Consider the following 24,734-nt stretch of genomic DNA (forward strand, 5'->3'; position numbering starts at 1 on the left):
GCATCCGGTCTGTCTGCTTCGGGGTGTCCGGAGCTGTTGATTCCGGCGGGCGGCGGCGTTTGTGACGCGGTGGACGGCAGGGTGGGATCAGGCATCGTCTGTGAGCGTACGACGCACCAGTGACAATCCTCATCTGGTTTTAACCAGCAGCCGCTGACCTGCGCTGATGCACCGTGGGTCCGCCGAAGGCGCCGCGCGGCTGCCGGGAGCGGGGTTCGGGCCAGATGATCGATTCCAAGGGATCGTTCTGATCGTGGCAGGCGGCTAGCATGCGCGGATGGCCTTGGTGCATCTGCGTCACTCGGTCCGCGCGGTCGTTCTCGACGAGGGCGACCGCATCCTGCTGTGTCGGTTCGTCATTCCCGAGCCGACCGGCCCGATCGTCGTGTGGGCAGCGCCCGGTGGAGGCGTGGAGCGTGGCGAATCCGTCCTTGCCGCCCTGCGCCGGGAGCTGCACGAAGAGGTAGGGCTCGCCATTGACGCCGATCCGCCGCATGTCTGGCACCAGGAGGTCATCGAGCCCGGGCACGCGGTGGGCTATGACGGGGTGATCAATGACTACTTCCTTGTGCGCGCCGCGTCGTTCCACCCCCGTGGCGCGATGTCCGACGACGAGCTTGCCGCCGAGAACATCGACGGCTTTCGCTGGTGGCGGCTGCCCGACATCGCCGACTACCGCGGTTCGGACCTGTTCTCACCGCGTGACCTGGCCACACCGTTGGCGGCGCTGATCGCCGGCGGGGTCCCGGCCGAAGCGGTGCCGCTCGGCCTGTAGACGCCGGAACCGCCGCTGCGGCAGGTCATCGAGCAGCGCATCCTCGCGCTCACCGCAGCGATCCGGCACAACGACCGCACCGGTCAGCCGGTCACGCGCGCTCTGACTGTGTATGACCACTGGACCCTTGGAATCGATCATCTAGCCCGGGGGGAGTTGGACCAGGGTGCCGCCTGCGCCGTCGATGACGGAGAGGCCGGTGATGTCGGCCGGGCTGATCGAGGTGGAGGCCGGGACCGAGGCCGACGACGAGTAGCCCGAGCCCCAGGTTCCCGCCGTCTCGCTGCTGCCGTCCTTGCCGTGCACGACCAGGTGGCAGGTGATGCCGGACGGCAGTCCGCCGAGCCTCAGCTCGAACTGGGTGCCCCAGGCCTCGGGGATGATCTCGGCGCTGGCCGAGACGTGGGTGGCCGGGTCGGTCGCGCTCCAGGTCGCGGCGACCGGCTTTGCGCCGCCCGGGGACGGGTTGTCGCGGCCCACCGCCGCGTACACCGCGAGTCCGGTCACGCAGGCGGCGAGGGTCAGCCCCGCCGCGACCAGCCGACGCCGCGGCGGCCTGCGGTGATGCGCACCCCCCGCCCCACCGACCCGAGGCTCCGCCCCGGCCGCCCCGCCACTTCCGGCCACACCCGTCGACCCACCGTCCTGCGGCGCTCCGTCCTGCGGCCCGAACGCCTCCGGCCCGGACCCCTGCGGGCCGTCGGCCCGCGGCGCGGCACCCCGGGGGTCGCCTGTCGGCGAGCCGCCGTCGCGTGGGGGCTCCGGCTGCCAGTGGGCCGGGCCCAGCGACTCCGCCGCTTCCGCCGTCTCCGGCAGTTCCTCGAACGCCGTGTGCCGGAGCAGCCCCGGCAGCGGGGCCAGTTCGACCAGCTCCGCCCGGCACTGCTCGCACCCCGCGACGTGCAGTTCCATCGCCCTGCGCTCCTCGGGGTCGAGGGCCCCGAGGAGGTAGGCGCCGAGCGAGACGCTCTGCGGGCACGGTGTCGTCATCGGGATGTCACCCCTCTCTCCTCCAGTACGTCGCGCAGGGCCCGCAGCCCGTAGTAGCAGCGGGATTTCACGGTGCCCTCGGGCACCCCCAGGTGCTCCGCCGTCTCCGCGACGGTGCGGCGCAGGTAGTACACGTCGATCAGCGCGTCCCTGTGCTCGGGTTTCAGTCCGCGCATCGCGTCCAGCATCTGCCAGCGCTCCAGCATCCGGTCCAGCTCCAGGTCCCCGCCGTCCGGGTCCCTGGCCCAGGCGCCGCCCTCGTCCTCGGGCAGCGGCGACTCCGGCGGCCTGGCCCTGACCTTGCGGTAGGCCGAGACCACCAGGTTGTGCGCGACCGTGTGCAGCCACGGTCCCGCCCGCTCCGGGTCGAGCGAGTCCTGATGCTGCCAGGCGCGCAGGAAGGTCTCCTGCACGATGTCCTCCGCCCGCTGGTAGTCGCCGTGGACGAGGCCCAGTACCCGCCCGAGCACGGATCGCCCGTGCCGGGAGTAGAGGGAGCGCGCGAACTCCGAGTCGCGCACCGACGAGTGGTCCACACCCTCAGTACGCACCACCCGCGGCGACGGTTCAAGCCGGACGCGCCCGCTTCACCGGCCTTCCCGAGCCGGACGCGCCCCGCTCACCGCCCCTCCCGCCTCACCCCCGGTCCGCCCCCGCGTCCCGCGCGCCCCGCGCCCCCCGTTCCGCCCGCAGCAGCAGCAGTGACCGTCCCGGCAGGTTGAGCCCGGTCCCGGCCCGGTGCCGCTGTCCGGGTTCCGCGGCCTGGTCCTCCAGCGCGGTGTCCAGCAGGATCTCGTACGACTCGGCCCACGGCGCACCGGGGAGCAGGAACCGGGTGGGCCGGTGGTGCGCGTGCAGCACCAGCAGGAAGCTGTCGTCCCGCAGCTCCCGGCCGAGCGGGTCGCGCTCGGTCATCTCGTCGCCGGCCAGGAACATGCCCAGGGTCGCGCCCGGGGCGTACCAGTCGGCCTCGGTCATCTCCCGGCCGCGCGCGGTGAACCAGGCCAGGTCGCGCAGCCCGCCGGGGTGGGCCGGGCGGCCGGAGAAGAACCCGCGCTGGCGCAGCACCGGGTGCTCCCGGCGCAGCCGGATCAGCCGGGTGGTGAGGGCCAGCAGCGACTGCCAGCCGGGGTCCTCGCGCGGCAGCGACCAGTCGATCCAGCTGAGTGCGCTGTCCTGGCAGTAGGCGTTGTTGTTGCCGCCCTGGGTGCGGCCCATCTCGTCGCCCGCCACCAGCATCGGCACCCCGGTGGACAGCAGCAGCGTGGCGAGGTGGTTGCGCAGCTGCCGCCGCCGCAGCGCGTTCACCGCGGCCGAGTCGGTCTCGCCCTCGACGCCGCAGTTCCAGGAGTGGTTGTCGTCGGTGCCGTCCCGGTTGTCCTCGCCGTTGTCCTCGTTGTGCTTGCCGTTGTAGGAGACCAGGTCGCGCAGGGTGAACCCGTCATGCGCGGTGACGAAGTTGACCGAGGCGTACGGGCGCCGCCCGCCCTGCTGGTAGAGGTCGGAGGAGCCGGCCAGCCGCGAGCCCAGCTCGCGCACGTCGGGACGGGCCCCGCGCCAGTAGTCGCGGACGGTGTCCCGGAACTTGTCGTTCCACTCGGTCCACAGCGGCGGGAAGCCGCCGACCTGGTAGCCGCCCATGCCGATGTCCCAGGGCTCGGCGATCAGCTTCACCCGGCTCAGCACCGGGTCCTGGGAGACGGTGGAGAGGAACGGCGCGAGCATCGACACCTCGAACGGCGAGCGGGCCAGCGCCGCCGCCAGGTCGAAGCGGAAGCCGTCCACGCCCATCTCGGTGACCCAGTACCGCAGCGAGTCGGTGATCAGCCGCAGCACCTGCGGCTGGTTGCTGTCCGGGGTGTTGCCGCAGCCGGTGAAGTCGGCGTAGGAGCGCCGGTTGTGCGGCTGCAGCCGGTAGTAGCCGGCGTTGTCGATGCCGCGCAGCGACAGCGTGGGGCCGTTCTCGTTGCCCTCGGCGGTGTGGTTGTAGACGACGTCCAGGATCACCTCGATCCCGGCCGCGTGCAGTGCCCGCACCATCCGCTTGAACTCGGTGACCTGCTGGCCCCGCGAGCCCGACGACGAGTAGGCGGCGTGCGGGGCGAAGAAGCCGATCGAGTTGTAGCCCCAGTAGTTGCCCGAGCCGCGCCGCTGCAGGTGCTCCTCGTCGGCGAACTGGTGCACCGGCAGCAGCTCGACCGCGGTCACCCCGAGCGCGGTGAGGTGCGCGATCGCCGCCGGGTGGGCCAGCCCGGCGTAGGTGCCGCGCAGTTCCTCCGGGATACCGGGGTGCCGCTGGGTGAAGCCCTTGACGTGCAGCTCGTAGAGGACGGTGTCGGCCCAGGCGGTCTTCGGCCGCCGGTCGTCGGACCAGTCGTCGTCGTCGTGGACCACCACCGCCTTGGGCACGTACGGGGCCGAGTCGCGGTTGTCCCTGACCGTGTCCGCGACCTCGCGCTCGGGCCAGCCGCGGACGTGCCCGTACACCGCGTCGTGCAGCCGGAACTCGCCGTCCACCGCCCGCGCGTAGGGGTCGAGCAGCAGTTTCGCCGGGTTCCAGCGGGCGCCGGTCCACGGGTCCCAGCGGCCGTGCACCCGGAAGCCGTAGCGCTGGCCCGGCAGCACGCCGGGCAGGTGGCCGTGCCAGGTCTGGAAGGTCTGCTCGGCCAGCCGGTGGCGGGTCTCCCGGTCCTGCTCGTCGAACAGGCACAGGTCGACCGCCTCCGCTCCGGCGGCCCAGAGCGCGAAGTTGGTGCCGGGGCGGCCGTCCGGGCCGATGTGGAACCGGGCGCCGAGCGGCTGCCAGCTGCCCGGCCAGAGCGGGGCGGCGGTCCCGGCCGACGGCTCCGGCGCGGGTTCCGGCAGTGCCGGTTCCGGCTCCGGCGCCGCCGGTTCGGCCGGAACCAGTTGCAGCTGCGCGCGTTCGCGCGCGAACTCCCCAGGCGCAGCCCGGTCGCCCGCCCCCTGCCATGCCGCCATGACGCGTACCTCCCCGCCGCGGGGAGTCCCGTTCCCCGGTTGGAAGGTACGTTCCCTCTGCGGCGGCAGATGTCACGCACCAGGAGCGATGTATCCGCCACACGGACGTGTCCAGGCCCGCCCGCCCTCGTTGATCATTGTCGACGAGCGAAGGAGCATTGACGGTGGGTCAGCACAGCGGGGCATGGAACACGGCGACTCGGCGGACCGGACGGGCGCTCGCGCTCGCCGGACTGCTGCTGCTCACGGGCTGCGGCAGCGGCTCCCACCAGGCAGCATCCCAGGACGCCGCGCCCTCGGTGTCCACCGCGGTGGTGACCCTGACCCCCGGCGACGGCGCCGCGCAGGTCCCGGTCTCCGGGGGCGTCGGCGTCACTGTCAGTTCCGGGCGGCTGACTACGGTGACGCTCAAGGATGACCGGGGTGACACCGTACCCGGCGCCATCGCGGCCGGCGGCGGCTCCTGGAAGCCCTCGGCCAAGCTGCTGGCGGAGACCCGCTACACCCTGGACGCGGTCGCCACGGACCCGAACGGGCTGCAGGCGGCCAAGCACGCGGTGTTCACCACCTTCGTGCCGCGGAACACCTTCATCGCCTTCTACAGCCCGGAGAACGGCACCACCGTCGGCGTCGGCATGGAGGTGTCGCTGCGCTTCAGCCGCACCGTCACCGACCGCGCCGAGGTCGAGCGCGCGGTCCGGGTGACCGCGGACCCGCCGGTCCCGGTGGTCGGCCACTGGTTCGGCGGCAACCGGCTCGACCTGCGCCCCGAGGCCTACTGGAAGCCGGGCACCAAGGTCACCGTGGCGCTGCGGCTCAAGGGCGTCGAGGGCGCGCCCGGCGTGTACGGGACGCAGGACCGGACGGTCGGCTTCACCGTCGGCCGCGCCCAGGTCAGCACCGCCGACGCGGTCACCGACGAGATGACCGTGCGCCGCGACGGCACGGTGCTGCGCACCCTGCCGATCTCCGCGGGCGGTCCCGGGCACGCCACTTACGCCGGGACCATGGTGATCTCCGAGATGGACCGGGTGACCCGGATGAACTCCGAGAGCGTCGGCCTCGGCAGCGAGTACGACATCCCGGCCGTCCCGCACGCGATGCGGCTCACCGACTCCGGCACCTTCGTGCACGGCGTCTACTGGCGGCCCGCCTCGATCTTCGGCAGCGAGAACACCTCGCACGGCTGCATCGGCCTGCAGGACGTCAAGGGCGGCTACAGCGACAGCACTCCGGCCGGCTGGTTCTACGACCACTCGATGCTCGGCGACGTGGTCGTGGTGACCGGGGCGGACGGCGGCACGGTGGCGCCGGACAACGGCATGGGCGGCTGGAACCTCGACTGGGCCCAGTGGGTGGCGGGCAGCGCGCTGCACTGAGCCGGGAGCGGATAGGCTCACCGGCACCACCTGTGACGTCGCGGTGAAGAAAGTCCGCCCCCTGAGGCAACCGGGGCCGTGCGGTCCGGCGTTCATAGAGGTGTGGTGCATCCGGGAGGGGAGAGTCGGTTGAATTCGGCACGGGCCGTCGAGGCCAGCGGGAACGTCAGGGGCGGCGACGGGAGGTCCGCCGGCGGCCGGGGACGGCGGCGCACCGCCGCCCGGCACGCGCTGCTCGCCGCGGCGGTGGGCTCGGTGCTGCTGCTGGCCACCGCCTGCGGCAGCGGCAGCACGCCGACCGCGGCGGCGGCCGGGGGCGGCTCCGCGACGGCGGGCAGCACCAGCGGCGGCGGCTCCGGCGACGCGGCGACCACCGCGCCCGCCAACTCGGCCGCGGTGGTGACCATCAAGCCGGAGAACGACGCGACCGACGTGGACACCACCGGCGCGCTCAAGGTCGGTGTCGCCTCCGGCAAGCTGACCTCGGTCAAGGTCACCTCCTCGGACGGCGCCGAGGTGGCCGGCGCCATCGCCGCCGACGGCAGCAGCTGGACCCCGTCCGGCGCGCTGCGCAGCGGCACCAAGTACACCGTGGCGACCACCGCGGTCGACAGCAGCCAGGTGACCGTCAGCGACAAGTCGACCTTCACCACGCTGACGCCGAAGAACATCAACATCGGCAACTTCAACGTCGACCCGGGCGCCGTCTACGGGGTGGGCATGGAGGTGTCGATCACCTTCACCCACCCGGTCGGCGACAGCTACAAGAAGGCGGTGCAGCAGGCGGTCAGCGTCAGCGCCTCGCCCTCGGTGCCGGTGGTCGGCCACTGGTTCGGCGACAGCAGGATCGACTTCCGCCCGCAGTCCTACTGGGCCGCAGGCACCAAGGTGACCCTGCACATGGACCTGGACGGGGTGCGGACCTCGTCCGGCACCTACGGCCAGCAGTTCAAGGACGTGAAGTTCAGCATCGGCCGGAGCCAGACCAGCGTCGCCGACAGCTCCTCGCACACGCTGAAGGTCTACCGCGGCGGCGTGCTCTACCGGACCCTCCCGGCCAGCCTCGGCGACGCCCAGCACACCACGTACAACGGCAAGATGGTGATCTCCGAGAAGGACCCGGTGGTCGACATGGACTCGCAGACGGTGGGCCTGGGCAACGCCTACCGGATCAAGGACGTGCCGCACGCGATGCGGCTGACCACCTCGGGCACCTTCGCGCACGGCAACTACTGGCGGCCGGTCTCCACCTTCGGCAGCGAGAACACCTCGCACGGCTGCGTCGGCCTGCACGACGTCAAGGGCGGCGGGGACCCGAACACCCCGGCGGCCTGGTTCTACAACAGCTCGATCATCGGCGACGTGGTCCAGGTGGTGAACTCGCACGACAAGATCGTCGCCCCGGACAACGGCCTCAACGGCTGGAACATGTCCTGGGCGGCCTGGACCGCCTCCTGACCGTCCGGAACGCCCGAGGGCCTGGAACGGACCGAGGCCCGGTACGACCCGAAGGCCCGGAACGACCGAAGGCTGTTAACGGCCCGCCCTCCTGTGTGCTCGGAGGGCGGGCCGTTAACATGCGTTCACCACCGCTCCGCAGGGGCAGAGCCGATCCATGGAGGCACCGCATGACCGCGTTCGTCACCCTCGAAGTCGAGGACGCCGTCGGTACGATCCGGCTGGCCCGCCCGCCGATGAACGCCCTGGACTCGGTGATGCAGGACCAGTTGAAGCTGATCGCGGAGGAGGCGGCGGGCCGTGCCGACGTCCGCGCGGTGGTGCTCTGGGGCGGCGAGAAGGTGTTCGCCGCGGGCGCCGACATCAAGGAGATGCAGCGCATGTCCTACACCGACATGGTGGAGCGCGGCGGCGCGCTGCAGGACGCGTTCACCGCGGTGGCTCGGATCCCCAAGCCGGTGGTGGCCGCGGTGACCGGCTACGCCCTGGGCGGCGGCTGCGAGTTGGCGCTCTGCGCGGACATCAGGATCGCCGCCGACAACGCCAAGTTCGGCCAGCCGGAGATCCTGCTCGGGCTGATCCCCGGCGCGGGCGGCACCCAGCGGCTGTCCCGGCTGGTCGGCCCGTCCCGGGCCAAGGAACTGATCTTCACCGGCCGTCAGGTACGGGCCGACGAGGCGCTGCGGATCGGCCTGGCCGACCAGGTGGTCCCGGCCGAGGAGGTCTACTCGACCGCGCTGGCGTGGGCGGCCCGGCTCGCTGCCGGTCCCGCCTACGCGCTGCGCGCCGCGAAGGAGGCGGTGGACCGCGGCCTGGAGACCGACCTCGACACCGGGCTTGCGATCGAACGACAGCTTTTCGCAGGCATGTTCGCCACCGAGGACCGCGAGATCGGGATGCGCAGTTTCGTCGAAGAGGGCCCGGGGAAGGCGAAGTTCCGCTGAACCCCGGCTGACCTGCGGCGTACCGGAGCCGGGCGGCCGAAAGCTGATCATCGCACTCTTAGGTCAGCGGCATATGCCAGACGCAATGATGATTCTTTACGCATTGTGCTCCCCAAGTGACCCCAGAGTCGCGATGATGAGGTCATGGCGGCATGGGGCGAAGTGGAACGGCAGCAGTCGGCGCTGGGCGTAAGTGCCACCGGCACTCTCGCGGATCCGGTGCGTCCGGAGGACTCGGGCGTGAGAACCGTCTGCGCGGATCCGGTCCCGGCCGCGGGGCTGGCGCCGGGTCTGACTCCGGCTTCGGGCCTGGCTCCGCTGGCGGCCGACGCGGCGCAGACGGTGCTCGCCGACGACTGGCTGGAGCTCTGGCCCGAGGTGCTGGCCGAGGCCGCCGTCACCGCAGAGGAGTTGGACCTCGCCCTGATCGGGCTGCTGACCGACCCGACGACCGACGAGGTGCGGTTACCCGCCGGGCCCGATTCCTCGTCACGTGCCCGCCGCCTCATCCTGTCCGTCCTGGAGTCCTGGGGACTGGACGGCCTGGGCGAGGTGGCGGAGCAACTGGTCTCCGAACTGATCGCGAACGTGGTCCGGCACACCGGCGGCCGTTCGTTCGGCCTCCGGGTGGCCCGCCGTCAGGGCGGCGTCCGGTTCGAGGTGCGCGACCCGTCGCGGGCGCTGCCGTGCCTGATCCTGGGCGACCCGGAGGACGACTCGGGCCGCGGGCTGCAACTCGTCAACCTGCTGTCCGACCGCTGGGGCGCGGACCTGATGTCGCGCGGCAAGTCGGTGTGGTTCGAACTGCGCGGGACGCCGGCCCGCACGGAGTGAGTAGGCACTCACTCACTCCGTTATCCGATTGCTGAGGCGCAGGAGTGAGCATTCACTCACCGGGGTAGCACGCGGGGCCCCCGGGACCGTGGTCGCATGCGGAGGCCCCGGGTGAGTGACCGCACGGCCGAGGGGGGTTTGCCGTGCGATGCGGCGGATGCGCTCGGGTCGGAGGCGTCCGCCGTCGCCGGGGGTCTGAGGCCGCCCGACCGGGTCGACTATCGCATGATTCTCACCATGTGGGCAAGCCGCATAGACGTATATAACAGACATTTGCCCCGATTGAGCCATGGATCACAAGGATAAGGTCTATTTCTGGCTTTGATTCGGTGATCAACGGGGAGTCTTGCCCGCTGGTCGATTCAGGAGGCAAGATCAGGACATGACCAAGCCGTGCACCGTCCCCGAGCCTCCGTTCCGCCTCGACGGCCAGGGCCTGGTGCTGCGCGAATGGACGGACGAGGACCTCCCGGCGATGCCCGCGCTCTTCGACGACCCCGACGTCGCCCGCTGGACCCCGCTCGCCTCCCCCTTCGACGCCGAAGCCGCCCGGCTCTATCTGGAGCGCGCCCGCGAGGCCCGCGAGGCCGGGCGCCGCCTGCAGTTGGTGGTCACCGCGGACGGCGGCGCGCCGCTCGGCGAGGTGATGCTGATGCTCAAGGACGTGGACGGCGAGGTCGAGATCGGCTACGCGATCGGCGCCGCGCACCGCGGCCGGGGGCTCGCCGCGGCAGGCGTCCGGCTGCTGACCGAGCTGGCCCACGACCGCCTCGGCGCCGACCGGGTGATCCTGCGGATCGACCCGGACAACGCCCCGAGCGCCGCGGTCGCCCGAGCAGCGGGCTTCCGGCTGGCGGACGAACCCCCGGTGGTGATCCAGGACCCCGACGGCGGCGAGATCGTCCTCCGGATCTGGGAGCGGCTCAACCCCACCGGCTCCGGCTCACACTGAGCCGGGTATTCGCCGGGCCCGGCGTGCGGGGCCCGGCCTGCAGCTCCCGGCCTACTCGGCGTCGGCGTCAGGGTTGGCGCCTTGGCCTGGGTCTGGGCCGGGGATGGGGCCGTCGCCGAGCGAGCGCAGCGCGATCCGTTCCAACTTGCCGGCGAACAGCTTGCGCGCGTCCGGGTTGATCCGGGTCAGCGCGACCATCGCGGTCACGATCACGTCGCACAGCTCCTCCTGGACGTCGTCCCAGGTGTGCGAGTAGCCCTTGCGCGGGTTCTGTCCGGTCGCCCCGATCACCGCCTCGGCGACCTCCCCGGCCTCCTCGGTGATCTTCAGGATCTGCAGGATCGTCCTGGTCTGCTCCGGCAGTTCGCTGTTCCGGTCCAGCCAGCCTGCCAGCCGCTCGACGGTGTCCCAGGCAGTCTCGTCCACGGGGGTCCTTCCGCAGGGTCGCCCCGCCCGACGCGGGATCGCACCAGCGTGGCACGGAGCGGAGGCGAGGCGGAGCCGGGGCCGGGGCGATCGCCGACGGGACGGTCGCCGATCAGACCACCCAGTCAGGTCACCGGTTCTCGGGAAGCACCGGGTTCCCCGGGGCGGCGGGGCCTGCCGGGGCGACCGGGGCGGCGGGGACGTCCACGCCGTCCTCCCTGGCCCGGTGCAGCGCCTCCTCCAGCTTGTCCATCGCGGCGGACAGCGCGCCCGCATCGTGGCTGGCCACCGCCGCCCGCACCCTGGCCCGCGCCGACTGGACCTGGTCGACCACGGCTTCCGCGTCCACCACGGCCTCCGTGCCCACCATGCCCTCGGGGTCTCCGTCCATCGCGTCCTCCCGGCAGTCGAGATACTCAGCCCTTTCCCCCCAAATCACGCCCGAACCCCCGAATCCACCCACCGGCTACGCTGCTGCCACCCGAGCGGCGAGGCCCGGGGCAGCACTTTCTTCAGGGGGAGGCGGTCAATGACGGCAGTGCCAGCAGCAGCGGCGGCGACGGCGGCGACGAACCGGATCGTGGTGGTCGGCGAGAGTCTGGTCGACCTGGTGTGGCGGGCCGGTGCGGACAGCATCCGCCCCATCCCCGGTGGCAGTCCTGCCAATGTGGCGGTGGGGCTGCACCGGCTCGGCCGTCCGGTCACGCTGGTCACCTGCTGGGGCGATGATCCGCCCGGTGCGCTGGTGGCGGAGTACCTGGCCGGCACCGGCCTCGACCTGCTCCGCGCACCCGCCGCCACCGAGCGGACCACGGTCGCCCTGGCCTATGTGGACGAGGCGACCGGCGCGGCCAGCTACGACTTCCTGGCCGCCTGGGACCCGGTGCGGATCCCGGTCGCCGAGGACACCGCGCTGCTGCACACCGGATCGCTGGCGGTGGTGGTCGAGCCGGGCGCCGAGCAGGTGCTGCGGGCCTGTCGGCAACTGCACGGCCGTCCGGGACGGGCGGTGGCGGTGGACCTCAACGTCCGTCCCGCCGTCCAGCCGGACCGGGCCGCCTACCGGGCCGCGGTGGAACGGCTGGCCGCGGTCGCCGACGTGGTCAAGGCCAGTGACGAGGACCTGGCCTGGCTGTGGCCGGAGCAGGACCCGGACCGGGCCGCGCGCGGCCTGCTCGCCCTCGGCCCGCGCCTGGTGGTGCTGACCCGGGGCGCGGACGGCGCCACCGGCTTCACCGCCGAGGCCCAGGTCTCGGTCCCGGCTCCGCGGGTGACCGTTGCCGACACCATCGGCGCGGGAGATGCCTTCCAGTCCGCCCTGCTGGCCGCCCTGCTCGGCCCGCACCCCGACGGCAACCGGGCGGTCCGCATCCCGACCGAACCGCAGGACCTGGAACGCGTCCTGCGCCAGGCCGCCACCGCCGGAGCCCTGGCCACCACCCGGCCCGGAGCCCAACCCCCCACTCTGGACGAACTCCGCAACGCGACGACGCCGGTTCAACCCCCGCCGTTCCGTCAGGTTCCCTGACTGATTTCACCGGGTACCGTGGGACCGATGCCGGTCAGTCGGTGTCGTCCCGCGGTTCCAGGAGTCCGTCGCGCTCGGCGATGACACCGGCCTGGAACCGGCTGTGTGCGTTGAGCGTGCTGAGCAGGTCGGCGATATGGCCGCGGCAGGCGCGGACGGACAGCCCCATGCGTTTGGCGATGACCTCGTCCTTGAGGCCGTTGGCCATCAGCGTGAGGATCGCCGCCTTGATCTCGGTGACCGCGCTGCGGGCGGCACTGGGGCCGGTCTGGTAGGGGGCGCCGAGGTTCCAGGCCTGCTCGAACGTGGTGCAGAGGTAGGCCAGGATGGACGGGTCGCGGACGATGACGGCGCCGTAGCGGTACTCGTGGTGCGGCAGGACAGCGGTGCGCCGGTCGATGACGATCATCTGGCAGGGGATCTCGGCGACGGTGCGAATGCGCGAACCGGCCTGGAGGACCGCCTCCGCGTACTGCTGGGTGGGGGCGTGGAAGCGCGCGGTGTGCTGGTAGAGGCTGCGCAACTCGACGCCGCGGCGTAGGAGTTCCAGGTCGCGGGGGAGTGCGTCGGCGAGCGCCGCGGGCGGTCGGCCGCCGCCGGGCTGGCAGGCCATGATCTCTTTGTCGCAGCCCGCGGTGAGGTCGGAGATGAGCGCGCGGACCGCGAACTTGTCGGTGAGGGCGTCGATTCCCGGGGCGGTGCCGTGCTGGTTGCGGTCGAGGTAGAGCGGGGTCAGCTCGGTCAGGCGGTGGCGCAGGTGCGAGGTCTGCTCGCGGGCTGCGGCCAGTTGCCGCTCGGTCTCCCGGTGCGCGCTTTCGCGCGGGCCCACCAGCGCGGTGATGGCCAGGTCGGGGCTTGCCGCGAGATACCCGTCGCCGTCGGGCAGCAGGACATGACGTCGGGTCAGTTCGGTCAGGGCCGCGTGGCACACGGCGGCGTCATGGCCCAATTCGTCTGCCATGCGCGGGACGTCGTCCGGGGTGATGTGGCGCTGTGCGACCGCCCATGCGTACACGTCGGGGAGGACGGTGTCGTTCGCAGTCATGGGTCTTCCTGTGCGGTCTTCCTGTGCGTCGTCCGTATTCGACTGGTTCGGAGGCTTTTTTCTTCCTTCCCCTTGTGCTCGCGTCACATCATGAACCATTGCCTGTCTGGTGCGGGAGTGGTTTCTGCTGCCAACGTGGGTGCGGGCGAGGGCCCGGGACGGACGGCCGACAGGCGGTCCCGTCCGGTGGAGGGGAAGGGAAGCGACGTATGCGCAAGATCGCGCTGCTGGGAATGGTGGGCCTCGCGCTGTTGGGGGTGGCCGTGGGCGCACGCGCCGAATCCGGTGGCGGCAGGGCAGTGCACGCCGTGGTCGCGGACACCGGCTGGGGGGACCCCTGCGGCGGCCTGAGTGCGACCAACCCCTTTCCCATCTGCGGAACCTGAGCCCCCGGGGGGCCTGCTCCCGGGTGTGAGGTGACCGGCGGTAGCCAGTCGCCGACGGGCGGGAGGTGGGACCTCCCCCGGAGCAGCCCCGTCCCAGTCGTCCACCTAGTCCTAGTCGTCCACCCAGTCGTCCACGCGTCGTGGTCTCCCGCTCGCCTTGCGGAGGGGGTGGAGTCCAGCGCGCTTTCTGTCATGCCCAGGAAAGAACGAGGGAGATCGCCATGAAGTCACGCCTGTTGCGACCCGTCACCGTCCTTGCGACGCTTGCGATGTGCGGGACCGGCCTGGTGCTCGGTGTGGCGCCCGCCCAGGCCGACCCGGGCACGGTGGAGGCGCTGCAAGGAGCCGAGTGTCCGCCGAACATCACCCAGGGCAGCACCAACACCTGGTGCGTGGACACCCTGCAGTACGCGTTGCAGACCCTCGGGTTCACCCTGCAGATGGACGGCCAGTTCGGCCCGCAGACCGTGGCCGCGGTCAAGTGGGTGCAGACCAAGGCCCACCTGCAGAGCAGCTCGGTCGGCATCGACGGGCAGGTCGGACCGGTCACCAAGGCCTGGCTGGTGCACTTCGTGGAGAACCGGTCGATCGACCTCGGCCAGGGTTGCGGCCTGGGCCTGGTCGCCTGGCCGAACAGCGGCAGCGGCACCGCGCAGGCCACCATCTCCGAGTACGACACCTCCGGGAACGACCACTGCACCGGCTACCTGGAGCGTTCCACCGACGGCGGCAAGAACTGGAACACGGTCTCCAGCGAGCACACCGAATCCGGCACCCAGAGCGTGACGACGTACGCCTACGCCGACAACTCCGGCGAACTCGACAAGGTCTGCGGCCAGAGCGTCAGCACCACCCTGGTCAACGGCGGCTGCACCGACGCCTTCTGACGGTTCCTCCAGTTCCTTTCAATTCCCTCCAGCTCCCTCCGTTCCCCTCTGCCTCCTCCCATTCCTCCCTGTTCCCTCCCGCCCGTCGACTTCCGAGAAGCACCACCCATGCACAAGCGCGTCAAGGCGGCCGTCGCGGCGACCGCGCTGGGCCTGGTGCTGGCCGGCACCGGCACCGCCTCCGCGGGGGAGAAGCGGTGACCGGTGGCAGTCGGCGCTGTGTCCGGGTGTTGCGGTCGAGGCAACTACGCCCAGTCGACGACGCCTAGGCGGAGGGCTCGTACCAGAGGCTCGCCATCGGGGAGCGGGTGGTCCAGCCCAGCGCCGAGTAGAGCGCCTGCCCCTCGGGGGTGCCGACCAGAAGCCCGGTGCGCGCGCCGGACTCGTACGCGACGTTCTGGAGGGTGCGCATCACCAGGCTGCCGAGGCCCTTGCGCTGGTGGTCGGCGGCGGTCTCGATCTGGTCGGCGACGGCCGTGACGGCGCCGGTTGTGGCGATCTGGCCGCGCGCGGCGAAGTGCCCGGCGGTGGTGCGGACCAGCACGCGGGTGACACCGCCACGGGTCCAGCTGGTGAGCGTGTAGCCGGCCGGTGGCTCGGGGTTGTCGGCGGCCAGCGGACAGGTCATCAGAAAGCCGGGCTGGCCGAGGTTCCAGCCGGGGCCGATCCAGGGCAGGACGGTCTCGTCCTCGGCGAAGAGTTTCAGCCAGGTGCCCGGCGCGCTCGTCCCGGCGACCAGCTTGCGGACGTCCGGCTCGGTGGGTACGGGCAGCACGTGCCGTGAGACGTGCTTGGCCTGCCCGACGTCGATCGTCCAGCCCCACGGCTCCTCGATCGGCTCCGAGCCGCCGCGGGAGACGATCCAGCCGTCGATCCAACTCCGCACGAGTGCGCTGATGCCGTCGGCATCCGGCATGACTGCTCCTCTGTTGTAATAGGCGCTGATCGTAATAGGTGCTGATCTATTACGCACCTTACCAACGCAGGAGGGCCAGCCAGGTCGCAGGTAGTGCCTCAGCCCGCCGCCGGGCGGTCCCGTTTGGGCAACTTGGCGACCACGGCCCGGTAGGACCCGTCGACGGCCTCGATCAACTCCTCGTCCGGGATCGCACTGTCGATCCGCAGGGTGTTCCATCCGTAGCGGCCGATGTACCCGGTCGCCGAGGCGTCCTCCGGAAAGCGTGCCAGCCACTCGTCCGTCCGAGGCGACTCGGGTACGGTCACGGACGCCGGGGCGGTGGCCCGCCGTTTCGGCTTCGGCAGCCAGGTGGCCGCAGGCATGGCAAAGCGGCCGGCCTCCTGACCGCAGCGAGAATCCAGCGGCGCGCTGTCAGGGGTCACCACTACGATCAGCAGCCACCAGCGCGCCGTACTCGCTCGATCGGAACCGCCGTGCCAGACCTGACAGCACCGCTCGACTCGGACCAGAGTGCGCCCGCAGCGTCGGCCGGGGGCTGGGCTTGATTCCTCGTCAGAGCTTGCGCCAGCGGGCGGAGGCGAAGGAGAAGGCACCGAACAGGACCAGCCCCACGGCGACCAGGACCAGTAGCCAGGGGCCGACCGGGGTACGGGCGAAGCTGCGCAGAGTGGCGTCCATGCCCTTGGCCTGGTGCGGGTCGAAGCGGACGGCGGCGACCAGCAGGAAGACTCCAGCGCCGGTGAACACCGTGCCGCGGGCGACGCCGCCGGCTGTGCCGAGCCAGGTCACCGCCTTGCGGGCGCGGGCGCTCATCCGGGCCGTGTCCAGCTTCTTCAAGAACTTCTTCCGGACCGCGCTGACCGCGACACCCACCCCGACCCCCGCCAGCACCACGCCGCCGACCGCGACCAGCACCCGGCCGCCGGGGAGCTTGAGCGCGGAGGCAGTCCAGTCCTGGGATTTGGCGTCACCGCCTGACTGCCCGCCGCTGCCGGCGGCGTACGCCGCGGTGCCCCAGCACACCGAGGCGTAGAACACCGCGCGGCCCGCGCTGAGGATCCGGCTGCCGGTCTTCTTCCGGCCGTTCTCACCGAGCACCGCCAGCGAGGCACGCCACAGCGTCATACAGGCGAAGCCGACCACCAGCAGCCACAGCATCGTCAGCCCGAAGGGCTGGGCGGCGACTTGGTGCAGCGCACCTTGCCGGTCCGCCTCGGCCCCGTGCCGGCCGAAGGCGATCTCCAGGGCCAGGATCCCGATCAGGGTGTAGACCACTCCGCGCGCAACGAACCCTGCACGTCCGGCCGTTCGCAGTGCGCCCCGCTCGCTCGGCCAGGAGACCGAGGGGGTGCCGGACCGGCCGCCTCCGCCCCTGCCCGCGCTGCGTGTGGGTGACGATGCCATGGACCCGACCCTCCCCGAGAACGCGTGTGCGTGCCTCGCACATCGCTGTCGACTCCTCTGCCCGGGTCGGACCGCGGCACACCCGCGCTCCGCTCGCGCACCGGTGTTTCGCGTGTACGGGCTACTCGCCGTGTACGGGCTGCTCGCGTGCGCGGGCCTGTTGCGGGTAGCCGCCGGGCATGCGACGACGACTGCAGAGTTTCGACCTACGCCTGTTCGAGCGGGTGGCCGCCGCCCATCCCCGCGGCCTGGACCCGGTGTTGCCCCGGCTCGGGCGCAGTGCCAACTACGGCGGCCTGTGGGTGGCGGGGGCGTTGGCCCTGGGACTCTCCCGCAACCGCGGGGCCCGGCGGGCGGCCATGCGCGGTGTCGGCTCCCTGGCTCTCGCGTCCACGGCGGCCAACGTGGTGGCCAAGCAGCTGATCGGGCGCCGACGCCCGGTCACCACCACGGTGCCGATGGCCCGTCGGCTGCTGCGTCCGCCCGTCACCACCTCGTTCCCGTCCGGGCACGCCGCCTCCGCGGCGGCGTTCGCGACCGCGGTCACCCTGGAATCGCCCCGGCTGGGTGCCGTCGCCGTGCCACTGGCCGCGGCGGTGGCTGCCTCGCGGGTCTACACCGGGGCGCACTACCCCGGCGACGTGCTGGCCGGTGCCGCGTTGGGCGCGGGGGTGGCGGCGTTGACGCTGCGATGGTGGCCGCTGCGCGACGACGCCCCGGCCCATGCCGCCCGTGCGCGGGTCCGGGTGCCGGCCCTGCCGCAGGGCCGCGGGCTGGTCGTGGTGGTCAACAACTCCTCGGGCGGCGCCGGGTCCGTGGAGGCGGAGCTGCGGGACCGGTTGCCGCGGGCGGAGCTGCGGGTCCGCGAGGAGGAGCAGGACCTGCTCGTCCTGCTCCGGCAGGCCGCCGCCGACGTCCGGGCCGCGGGCGGGGCCGGCGCACTGGGTGTCGCAGGTGGCGACGGCACCGTCAACGCCGCCGCCCGAATAGCGGCCGAGCACCGGCTCCCCCTGGCCGTCTTCCCCGGCGGGACGTTGAACCACTTCGCCGCTGACCTGGGCGTCTTCACGCTCGACGACGCCGCGGCAGCCGTCGAGCTCGGCCACGGCGGATCGGTGGACCTGGGCCGGGTCACCCCCAAGGGGAGCGTCGCCGACGGCGGGGAGGAGGCTCAGAGCTCCTACTTCCTGAACACCTTCAGCATCGGGGTCTACCCGGAGCTGGTGCGAGCGCGCGAGTCGCTGCAGAAGTACATCGGCAAGTGGCCCGCGCTCGGGGTGGGACTGATACGGGTGCTGGCACAGGGCCGACCGACCCGCGCGGTCGTCGACGGCAGGGAGCGCAGCCTGTGGCTGCTGTTCGCAGGCAACGGGCGGTACGACCCGCCCGGCTTCGCCCCCAGCTTCCGGCAGAGCCTGGACGACGGCGTGCTCGACATCCGCGCCGTGGACGGCAGCCACCCCTTGGCCCGGACCCGCCTGGTCGCCGCATTCGTCACCGGCACCCTCGCCCGCTCACGCGTCTACCAGGCCGCCACCGTCTCCAGCCTGCGCATCGACGGCATCCACGACACCGCCCACTTCGCCAACGACGGCGAGATCACCCCAGCCGCCGACACCCTGATCCTCGACAAGGCGGAACGTGCGCTGAGCGTCTACCTCCCGCAGCACGACTGAGCCGCCACGCCGGGCCGCGTCCCGGTCAGGCCTCCCGGTCAGCAAAGCCACAGGTCATGGTGTGTTTCCCTAGCACTCGATCACGTTGACCGCGAGGGCCGCCGCGCGAGGTCTCCTTGTACTGGCCTTCATGTCGGCGCCAATTGACCATGACTCTGACCTGATGTTTTGCTGCCTCTGTGGCATCTCATGGCGATGCTGGGGACTTTCTGGGGACTTCTGCGCATCAACCGTCCGGCGGCAACGTAGGACGAGTGACCGGTGCAACGGTCAGTAGGTCCTCAAGACCCTTGAAGTCCTCGGGGTTGGTGGTGAAGAGCGGCAGTTCTTCGGCGATGGCGATGGCGGCGATCATCAGGTCGGCCACACGTCTGCGCGGCTTCCGTCCGGCGCCGATCACGGCGGCGCAAACGCGGCCGTAGATGCGGGCGGCCTCGGTGTCGAAGGGGATGGGGTCGAACTCGTTCTCCGCGCGCTGGAGCACATCGAGCCGACGGGCCCGCTCCGCGTGCTCGTTGTACTCCGCCTGCTCGTCGTCTCGTCTGACCTCGTGCGGGCCAGCGGACAGCTCTGCCAGGGTGATTGCGCTGATGGCCATCTCGGCCGGCAGTTCGGTCGGGTCGATCCAGCGGCGGAGGATCATGATGTTGGTGTCGAGTAGGCCCCGGACATGGTCAACGGCCATAGGGGTCGTCCGTCTCCTGAGCCGCAGTTGCGTCCTGGTCGGACCGAAAGGCTTCCAGCGAGATATCAGGGGCGCTGCGCGACATCGCCGCGAATTCAGCGCGCGGAACGAAGCGCCTGCGGCGCTTCAGTGGAACCAACTCTCCGATGCGATGGCCGTCACGGGTAACTGTGAACGACTGGCCGGCCTCGACCGCGTCCATGATCTCTCTCGACTTGCTCCGCAGGTCCCGCTGGGTAATCTCCGGCTGGGCTGTCATGCCACCAGGTTAGCGGCCGGTGCTACTCAGTGCCACGAGGTGGCGCAATGTATGCCGACGGTTTGCACTGCTGCACGCTGGCTCCGTGGAGCTGGAACGGTTCACTCTGCTGGCGTGGTCTGGTGGCCGGAGTTGGACCGCGTGACTGCCTGGATGGCTTGAAGGGAGGGTGCCAGCTTCTGGACCGGCACGTCGGCCCCACTTCACTCGCACCGAGACCAGACGCAAGGCGCCCCGTCCTTAGACGGGACGCCCGGCGGGCGACCTGGCTCCCCGCGCGAGGCGGCGAAGGCGTGGGGAGTGCCGAGGGAGGGGCTGAGCAACACTGCTGAGCAGATCCGTCAGATCCGGGCCGGGATCGACCGGGCGATCGCACGTGACCGGCCGCGCTGCCCGGAGCCGGTCACCTCCTTCTACGGATTCCCCTGCAAGGTGCCGGTGGAGACGGACATGGAGGTCTGCCACTAGCACCGCCGGATCAAGGCGAACCCGCAGATCAGGGTGTGTTTCCTCAGCACTCGATGACGTTGACCGCGAGTCCTCCGCGACTCGTCTCCTTGTACTTGACCTTCATGTCGGCGCCGGTCTCCTTCATGGTCTTGATGGCCTTGTCCAGGGAGACGTGGTGTCGGCCGTCGCCGCGGAGGGACATGCGGGCGGCGGTCACCGCCTTGACGGCGGCCATGCCGTTGCGTTCGATGCAGGGGATCTGGACCAGGCCGCCGACCGGGTCGCAGGTGAGGCCGAGGTTGTGCTCGATGCCGATCTCGGCGGCGTTCTCGACCTGCTCCGGGGTGCCGCCCAGCACCTCGGCCAGCCCGCCCGCGGCCATCGAGCAGGCGGAGCCGACCTCGCCCTGGCAGCCGACCTCGGCGCCGGAGATGGAGGCGTTCTCCTTGAACAGCATCCCGATGGCGCCGGCGGTGAGCATGAACCGGACGATGCCGTCGTCGTCCGCGCCGGGGACGAAGTTCAGGTAGTAGTGCAGGACCGCCGGGATGATCCCGGCCGCGCCGTTGGTCGGGGCGGTCACCACCCGGCCGCCGGAGGCGTTCTCCTCGTTCACCGCCATCGCGTAGAGGGTGACCCACTCCATCGCGTTGGCCGGGCTGATGCCCTCGACCCGCAGCGCCCGGGAGGCCGGGGCCGCCCGGCGGCGGACCTTGAGGCCGCCGGGCAGGATGCCCTCGTGGTTCATGCCGTTGCGGACGCACTCCTGCATCACCCGCCAGATCTCCAGCAGCCCGGCCCGGATCTCCGGCTCGGTCCGCCAGGCCTTCTCGTTCTCCAGCATCAGCGAGGAGACCGAGAGGCCGGTCTCGGACGACCAGCGCAGCAGGTCGGCACCGGTGCGGAAGGGGTAGCGCAGCACGGTGTCGTCCGGCTTCACCCGGTCCGCGCCGATCGCGTCCTGGTCCACCACGAAGCCGCCGCCGACCGAGTAGTAGGTCTTCTCCAGCAGCGGGGCGCCGGCCGCGTCATAGGCGCAGAGGGTCATCCCGTTCGCGTGGTACGGCAGCGACCTGCGGCGGTGCAGGATCAGCTGGCTGTCGGCGTCGAAGGCGATCTCCTGGGCGCCGAGCAGCCGCAGCCGCCCGGTGGCCTTGATCCGCTCCACGTCCTGGTCGGCCTGGAGGATGTCGACGGTCCGCGGCGAGTTGCCCTCCAGGCCGAGCAGCACCGCCTTGGGGGTGCCGTGGCCGTGGCCGGTCGCGCCGAGCGAGCCGAACAGTTCGGCCCGGACCGACACCGTCTGCGCCAGCACGCTCTCCGACTTCAGCCGCCGCGCGAACATCCTGGCCGCCCGCATCGGGCCGACGGTGTGCGAGCTGGACGGCCCGATGCCGATGGAGAAGAGGTCGAAGACGCTGATGGCCACGGTGACGCCCTTGTCTGTGGAGGTGCGGGTGAGCGGTGGGGTACCGGGTGGGTACCGGTGGGGTACGTGGTGCGGGGCACCGCGCTCACTGGTCCAGTGTGCGCGGTGCCCCGGGGAAACGGACGGCGGATGGTGGGTGCCGTCCGTACCGGTCGAGCAAGGGAGCGGTCGAGCAAGGGAGCGGTGGGGCAGGAGAGCGGTGGGCCAGGGGAGCCCCGGCCCGCCGGGGCGCTACAGCTCCGGGTACAGCGGGTGCTTCGCCGCCAGCGCCGCGACCCTCGCGGCCAGCGCCTCGCGCACCGCGTCGTCGAAGGACGGCTTCAGCGCCTCCGCGATGACGTCGGCGACCTCGGCGAAGTCCTCGGCGCCGAAGCCGCGGGTGGCCAGCGCCGGGGCGCCGATCCGCAGGCCGGAGGTGACCATCGGCGGACGCGGGTCGAACGGCACGGCGTTGCGGTTGACCGTGATCCCGACCGAGTGCAGCCGGTCCTCGGCCTGCTGGCCGTCCAGCTCGGACTTGCGCAGGTCGACCAGCACCAGGTGCACGTCGGTGCCGCCGGACAGGACGGAGACGCCCGCCTCGGCCGCGTCGGGGCGGGTGAGCCGGTCGGCGAGGATCCGGGCGCCTTCCAGGGTCCGGGTCTGCCGGTCCTTGAACTCGTCCGTCGCGGCGACCTTGAAGGCCACCGCCTTGGCGGCGATCACGTGCTCCAGCGGGCCGCCCTGCTGGCCGGGGAAGACCGCGGAGTTGATCTTCTTGGCCCACTCGGCCTTGGACAGGATCACGCCGCCGCGCGGACCGCCGAGGGTCTTGTGCGTGGTGGTGGTGACGACGTCGGCGTAGGGCACCGGGTTGGGGTGCAGCCCGGCCGCGACCAGGCCCGCGAAGTGCGCCATGTCGACCATCAGCAGCGCGCCGACCGAGTCGGCGATCCGCCGGAACGCGGCGAAGTCGAGCTGCCGCGGGTAGGCGGACCAGCCCGCGATGATCAGCTGCGGCTGGTGCTCCTTGGCGAGCCGCTCGACCTCGTCCATGTCGACCAGGTTGGTCTCGGCGTCCACGTGGTACGCGGCCACGTTGTAGAGCTTGCCGGAGAAGTTGATCTTCATGCCGTGGGTCAGGTGGCCGCCGTGGGCCAGGTCCAGGCCCAGGATGGTGTCGCCCGGCTTGATCAGCGCGAACATCGCGGCGGCGTTGGCCGAGGCGCCCGAGTGCGGCTGGACGTTCGCGGCCTCGGCCCCGAACAGCTCCTTGACCCGGTCGATCGCCAGCTGCTCGACCACGTCGACGTGCTCGCAGCCGCCGTAGTAGCGGCGGCCGGGGTAGCCCTCGGCGTACTTGTTGGTGAGTACCGAGCCCTGCGCCTCCAGCACCGCGACCGGGGCGAAGTTCTCGGAGGCGATCATCTCCAGGGTGGACTGCTGGCGGTGCAGCTCGGCGTCCACCGCGGCGGCGACCTCGGGGTCGAGTGCGTGCAGGGACTGGTTCAGAACCGTCATGGTGGTGGTCTTTCCCTCAGAAGCGGGCTCAGGCGCCGGTGTGGGCGGCGTACTCTTCGGCGGTCAGCAGCCCCTCGGGGGCGCCGTCCAGTCGGATCTTGAACAGCCAGCCCTCAGCGAAGGGGGCGGAGTTCACCAGCGCGGGGTCGTCCACCACGGCCTGGTTGACCTCGACGATCTCGCCGGTGGCGGGGGTGTAGAGGTCGCTGACCGACTTGGTCGACTCCAGCTCGCCGCAGGTCTCGCCCGCGGTGACGGTCTGGCCGACGTCGGGCAGCTGGACGTAGACGACGTCGCCGAGCGCGTCAGCGGCGTACGCGGTGATGCCCACGGTCGCCACGCCGTCCTCGACGGCGGTCAGCCACTCGTGTTCCTTGCTGTAGGTGAGGTGCTGGGGGTTGCTCATGGGGAGATTCTCCAGGATCGGTCGTGGTCGAGGTGAAACGGACCAAAAGGCGGGAAGGTGCAGGTCGGCGGGCGGGCGGGAGGGCCCGGCCCGGCGGGAGTGCGGCAGCTCGGCGGGCGGGAGGGCCCGGCCCGGCGAGGGCGCCGCGGCTCAGCGGGCGCGGCGGTAGAACGGCAGGGCGACCACCTCGACCGGCTCGCGGGTGCCGCGGACGTCCACCGCGACGGTGCTGCCGGGCTCGGCGTGCGCGGTGTCGACGTAGGCCATGGCGATCGGCTTGCCGAGGGTCGGCGACGGGGCGCCGGAGGTGACCGAGCCGATCACCGTGCCGTCCTCGGCCGAGACCACGTCCATCTCGGCGCGCGGCACCCGGCGGCCGGAGGAGACCAGGCCGACCAGCACCCGTCCCTTCCCGCTGCCCCCGGCCGGCACCGCGGACTCGGCCGCGGCCTTCTCCAGCGCGGCCCGGCCGACGAACGCGCCGCCGTTGGTGGTCTTGTCGAAGCGGACCACCCGGCCGAGCCCGGCGTCGAAGGGGGTGAGCGCGGTGCTCAGCTCGTGCCCGTACAGCGGCATCCCGGCCTCCAGCCGCAGCGTGTCGCGGCAGGAGAGCCCGCACGGGACCAGCCCGGCCGGGGCGCCCGCGGCGGACAGCGCGGACCACAGGTGCTCGGCGTCGCCGGGGGCGGTGAACAGCTCGAAGCCGTCCTCGCCGGTGTAGCCGGTCCTGGCCAGCAGCGCCGGACGGCCGGCCACGGTGGCGGGGAGGCAGGTGTAGTACTTCAGCCCCGGCAGGTCCGCGTCGGTGAGCGAGGCCAGGATCGCGGTGGCCTCCGGGCCCTGGATCGCGATCAGCGCGTAGGCGTCCCGGTCGTCCCGTACGACGGCGTCGAAGCCCTCCGCGCGGGCGGTCAGCTGGTCCAGCACCAACTGGGCGTTGGAGGCGTTGGCGACGACCAGGAACGCGTCCTGGTCGGTGCGGTAGACGATCAGGTCGTCCAGGATGCCGCCGTCCTCGGCGCAGATCATGGTGTAGCGGGCGCGGTTCAGGCCGAGCGCGGAGACGAAGCCGACCAGCGCGTGGTCCAGCAGTTCCCCGGCCTGCGGGCCGACCACGGCGATCTCGCCCATGTGGGAGAGGTCGAACAGCCCGGCCCGGGTACGGACGGCGATGTGCTCCTCGCGCTCGCTGCCGTACCGCAGCGGCATGTCCCAGCCGGCGAAGTCGGTCATGGTCGCGCCGAGGGCGCGATGGAGGGTGTCGAGTGCGGTGTGTCGCAGGCTCATGGGGGCGCTCCTAAGCTCTCAAGGACATGCTGCGGCAGGGCTCCCCCTCTGTCGCTGCGACCTGAGAGCTTCACCGCGTCCGTCCGGCCCCGGGGCGGTGCCGCGAGCGGCGGGTCGGGGGCGGGCGGGGTGCGGC

At 71.7% G+C, this 24,734-nt stretch carries 26 protein-coding genes; 11 read left to right on the forward strand and 15 right to left on the reverse strand.

The genetic code is table 11. From position 1 onward, the window contains the following. Positions 1–277: 277 nt before the first annotated feature. Positions 278–775 (forward strand): NUDIX domain-containing protein, encoded by a 498-nt coding sequence (locus ACEZDE_RS26775; RefSeq protein ID WP_380541022.1) that lies wholly within the window; start codon positions 278–280, stop codon positions 773–775. Positions 776–916: 141 nt separating this feature from the next. Here ACEZDE_RS26775 and ACEZDE_RS26780 read toward each other — a convergent pair whose 3' ends face one another. From ACEZDE_RS26780 to glgX, 3 genes are all read right to left on the reverse strand, one after another. After that, positions 917–1,765 carry an anti-sigma factor family protein gene (locus ACEZDE_RS26780; protein ID WP_380541025.1) on the reverse strand — a complete coding sequence of 283 codons (849 nt, stop codon included), beginning with the start codon at positions 1,763–1,765 and terminating at the stop codon, positions 917–919. Beyond that, positions 1,762–2,319, reverse strand: coding sequence for a sigma-70 family RNA polymerase sigma factor (locus tag ACEZDE_RS26785; protein WP_380541028.1), 558 nt, complete (start codon positions 2,317–2,319; stop codon positions 1,762–1,764). Before ACEZDE_RS26785 ends, ACEZDE_RS26780 begins: the two co-directional genes overlap by 4 nt. Positions 2,320–2,401: 82 nt before the next feature. Continuing rightward, the gene (glgX, locus tag ACEZDE_RS26790; protein ID WP_380541031.1) at positions 2,402–4,744 is read right to left on the reverse strand and encodes a glycogen debranching protein GlgX; all 2,343 of its coding nucleotides are present in this window, start codon (positions 4,742–4,744) and stop codon (positions 2,402–2,404) included. Positions 4,745–4,908: 164 nt separating this feature from the next. Between glgX and ACEZDE_RS26795 the strand changes: the two genes are divergently transcribed. The 5 genes from ACEZDE_RS26795 (at position 4,909) to ACEZDE_RS26815 (ending at position 10,311) form a co-directional block, all read left to right on the forward strand. Then, on the forward strand, positions 4,909–6,123 hold the full coding sequence (locus ACEZDE_RS26795; protein WP_380541034.1) for a L,D-transpeptidase: 1,215 nt from the start codon (positions 4,909–4,911) through the stop codon (positions 6,121–6,123). A gap of 129 nt (positions 6,124–6,252) precedes the next feature. After that, on the forward strand, positions 6,253–7,581 hold the full coding sequence (locus ACEZDE_RS26800) for a L,D-transpeptidase (protein ID WP_380541037.1): 1,329 nt from the start codon (positions 6,253–6,255) through the stop codon (positions 7,579–7,581). Positions 7,582–7,751: 170 nt separating this feature from the next. Continuing rightward, positions 7,752–8,525, forward strand: coding sequence for an enoyl-CoA hydratase/isomerase family protein (locus ACEZDE_RS26805; RefSeq protein ID WP_380541040.1), 774 nt, complete (start codon positions 7,752–7,754; stop codon positions 8,523–8,525). A gap of 240 nt (positions 8,526–8,765) precedes the next feature. Beyond that, positions 8,766–9,359, forward strand: a complete 594-nt coding sequence (locus tag ACEZDE_RS26810; RefSeq protein WP_380541043.1) for an ATP-binding protein — start codon at positions 8,766–8,768, stop codon at positions 9,357–9,359. A 382-nt stretch (positions 9,360–9,741) separates the two neighbouring features. Beyond that, positions 9,742–10,311 carry a GNAT family N-acetyltransferase gene (locus ACEZDE_RS26815; protein WP_380541046.1) on the forward strand — a complete coding sequence of 190 codons (570 nt, stop codon included), beginning with the start codon at positions 9,742–9,744 and terminating at the stop codon, positions 10,309–10,311. 51 nt (positions 10,312–10,362) lie between these two features. Here the strand turns inward: ACEZDE_RS26815 and ACEZDE_RS26820 are convergent, their stop codons facing one another. Both ACEZDE_RS26820 and ACEZDE_RS26825 read right to left on the reverse strand, forming a co-directional pair. Continuing rightward, entirely contained in the window at positions 10,363–10,737 is a 375-nt protein-coding gene (locus ACEZDE_RS26820) for a MazG-like family protein (protein WP_380541049.1), read from the reverse strand. 130 nt (positions 10,738–10,867) lie between these two features. Further along, positions 10,868–11,128 carry a hypothetical protein gene (locus ACEZDE_RS26825; RefSeq protein ID WP_380541052.1) on the reverse strand — a complete coding sequence of 87 codons (261 nt, stop codon included), beginning with the start codon at positions 11,126–11,128 and terminating at the stop codon, positions 10,868–10,870. Between the two features lie 138 nt (positions 11,129–11,266). Between ACEZDE_RS26825 and ACEZDE_RS26830 the strand changes: the two genes are divergently transcribed. Beyond that, entirely contained in the window at positions 11,267–12,265 is a 999-nt protein-coding gene (locus ACEZDE_RS26830) for a carbohydrate kinase family protein (protein ID WP_380541055.1), read from the forward strand. A gap of 34 nt (positions 12,266–12,299) precedes the next feature. Here ACEZDE_RS26830 and ACEZDE_RS26835 read toward each other — a convergent pair whose 3' ends face one another. Beyond that, positions 12,300–13,310 (reverse strand): helix-turn-helix transcriptional regulator, encoded by a 1,011-nt coding sequence (locus tag ACEZDE_RS26835; RefSeq protein WP_380541058.1) that lies wholly within the window; start codon positions 13,308–13,310, stop codon positions 12,300–12,302. A 209-nt stretch (positions 13,311–13,519) separates the two neighbouring features. Here ACEZDE_RS26835 and ACEZDE_RS26840 point away from each other — a divergent pair, with 209 nt between their 5' ends. Both ACEZDE_RS26840 and ACEZDE_RS26845 read left to right on the forward strand, forming a co-directional pair. Next, a complete protein-coding gene (locus tag ACEZDE_RS26840) occupies positions 13,520–13,696 on the forward strand; it encodes a hypothetical protein (RefSeq protein WP_380541061.1) in 177 nt (58 codons plus the stop codon). 221 nt (positions 13,697–13,917) lie between these two features. Then, on the forward strand, positions 13,918–14,583 hold the full coding sequence (locus ACEZDE_RS26845; protein ID WP_380541064.1) for a peptidoglycan-binding domain-containing protein: 666 nt from the start codon (positions 13,918–13,920) through the stop codon (positions 14,581–14,583). A gap of 265 nt (positions 14,584–14,848) precedes the next feature. Here the strand turns inward: ACEZDE_RS26845 and ACEZDE_RS26850 are convergent, their stop codons facing one another. The 3 genes from ACEZDE_RS26850 to ACEZDE_RS26860 all read right to left on the reverse strand — a co-directional run bounded on the left by ACEZDE_RS26850 (position 14,849) and on the right by ACEZDE_RS26860 (position 16,906). Then, positions 14,849–15,499, reverse strand: a complete 651-nt coding sequence (locus ACEZDE_RS26850; protein ID WP_380541067.1) for a GNAT family N-acetyltransferase — start codon at positions 15,497–15,499, stop codon at positions 14,849–14,851. A gap of 98 nt (positions 15,500–15,597) precedes the next feature. Then, on the reverse strand, positions 15,598–15,807 hold the full coding sequence (locus tag ACEZDE_RS26855) for an MmcQ/YjbR family DNA-binding protein (RefSeq protein ID WP_380541070.1): 210 nt from the start codon (positions 15,805–15,807) through the stop codon (positions 15,598–15,600). Positions 15,808–16,054: 247 nt separating this feature from the next. Beyond that, positions 16,055–16,906: a DUF1206 domain-containing protein gene (locus ACEZDE_RS26860; protein WP_380541073.1), complete on the reverse strand. Its 852-nt coding sequence runs from the start codon at positions 16,904–16,906 to the stop codon at positions 16,055–16,057. Positions 16,907–17,085: 179 nt separating this feature from the next. Here ACEZDE_RS26860 and ACEZDE_RS26865 point away from each other — a divergent pair, with 179 nt between their 5' ends. Further along, positions 17,086–18,582, forward strand: coding sequence for a phosphatase PAP2 family protein (locus ACEZDE_RS26865; protein ID WP_380541076.1), 1,497 nt, complete (start codon positions 17,086–17,088; stop codon positions 18,580–18,582). Between the two features lie 226 nt (positions 18,583–18,808). On the opposite strand, the gene ACEZDE_RS26870 is transcribed toward ACEZDE_RS26865, so the two are convergent. Next, positions 18,809–19,267, reverse strand: a complete 459-nt coding sequence (locus ACEZDE_RS26870) for a type II toxin-antitoxin system VapC family toxin (RefSeq protein WP_380541079.1) — start codon at positions 19,265–19,267, stop codon at positions 18,809–18,811. Further along, a complete protein-coding gene (locus ACEZDE_RS26875) occupies positions 19,257–19,526 on the reverse strand; it encodes a type II toxin-antitoxin system Phd/YefM family antitoxin (RefSeq protein ID WP_380541082.1) in 270 nt (89 codons plus the stop codon). Before ACEZDE_RS26875 ends, ACEZDE_RS26870 begins: the two co-directional genes overlap by 11 nt. A gap of 300 nt (positions 19,527–19,826) precedes the next feature. Here ACEZDE_RS26875 and ACEZDE_RS26880 point away from each other — a divergent pair, with 300 nt between their 5' ends. Further along, on the forward strand, positions 19,827–19,994 hold the full coding sequence (locus ACEZDE_RS26880) for a hypothetical protein (RefSeq protein WP_380541084.1): 168 nt from the start codon (positions 19,827–19,829) through the stop codon (positions 19,992–19,994). Positions 19,995–20,037: 43 nt separating this feature from the next. Here ACEZDE_RS26880 and ACEZDE_RS26885 read toward each other — a convergent pair whose 3' ends face one another. The 4 genes from ACEZDE_RS26885 to gcvT all read right to left on the reverse strand — a co-directional run bounded on the left by ACEZDE_RS26885 (position 20,038) and on the right by gcvT (position 24,598). Then, a complete protein-coding gene (locus tag ACEZDE_RS26885) occupies positions 20,038–21,405 on the reverse strand; it encodes an L-serine ammonia-lyase (protein WP_380541087.1) in 1,368 nt (455 codons plus the stop codon). A 231-nt stretch (positions 21,406–21,636) separates the two neighbouring features. After that, positions 21,637–22,905 (reverse strand): serine hydroxymethyltransferase, encoded by a 1,269-nt coding sequence (gene glyA, locus ACEZDE_RS26890; protein WP_380541090.1) that lies wholly within the window; start codon positions 22,903–22,905, stop codon positions 21,637–21,639. A gap of 28 nt (positions 22,906–22,933) precedes the next feature. Next, positions 22,934–23,311, reverse strand: coding sequence for a glycine cleavage system protein GcvH (gcvH, locus tag ACEZDE_RS26895; RefSeq protein ID WP_380541093.1), 378 nt, complete (start codon positions 23,309–23,311; stop codon positions 22,934–22,936). Between the two features lie 150 nt (positions 23,312–23,461). Next, on the reverse strand, positions 23,462–24,598 hold the full coding sequence (gene gcvT, locus ACEZDE_RS26900) for a glycine cleavage system aminomethyltransferase GcvT (protein WP_380541096.1): 1,137 nt from the start codon (positions 24,596–24,598) through the stop codon (positions 23,462–23,464). Positions 24,599–24,734 lie beyond the last annotated feature (136 nt).

It is taken from the genome of Streptacidiphilus cavernicola, assembly GCF_042510955.1.
In the GTDB taxonomy this organism is placed as follows: domain Bacteria; phylum Actinomycetota; class Actinomycetes; order Streptomycetales; family Streptomycetaceae; genus Streptacidiphilus; species Streptacidiphilus cavernicola.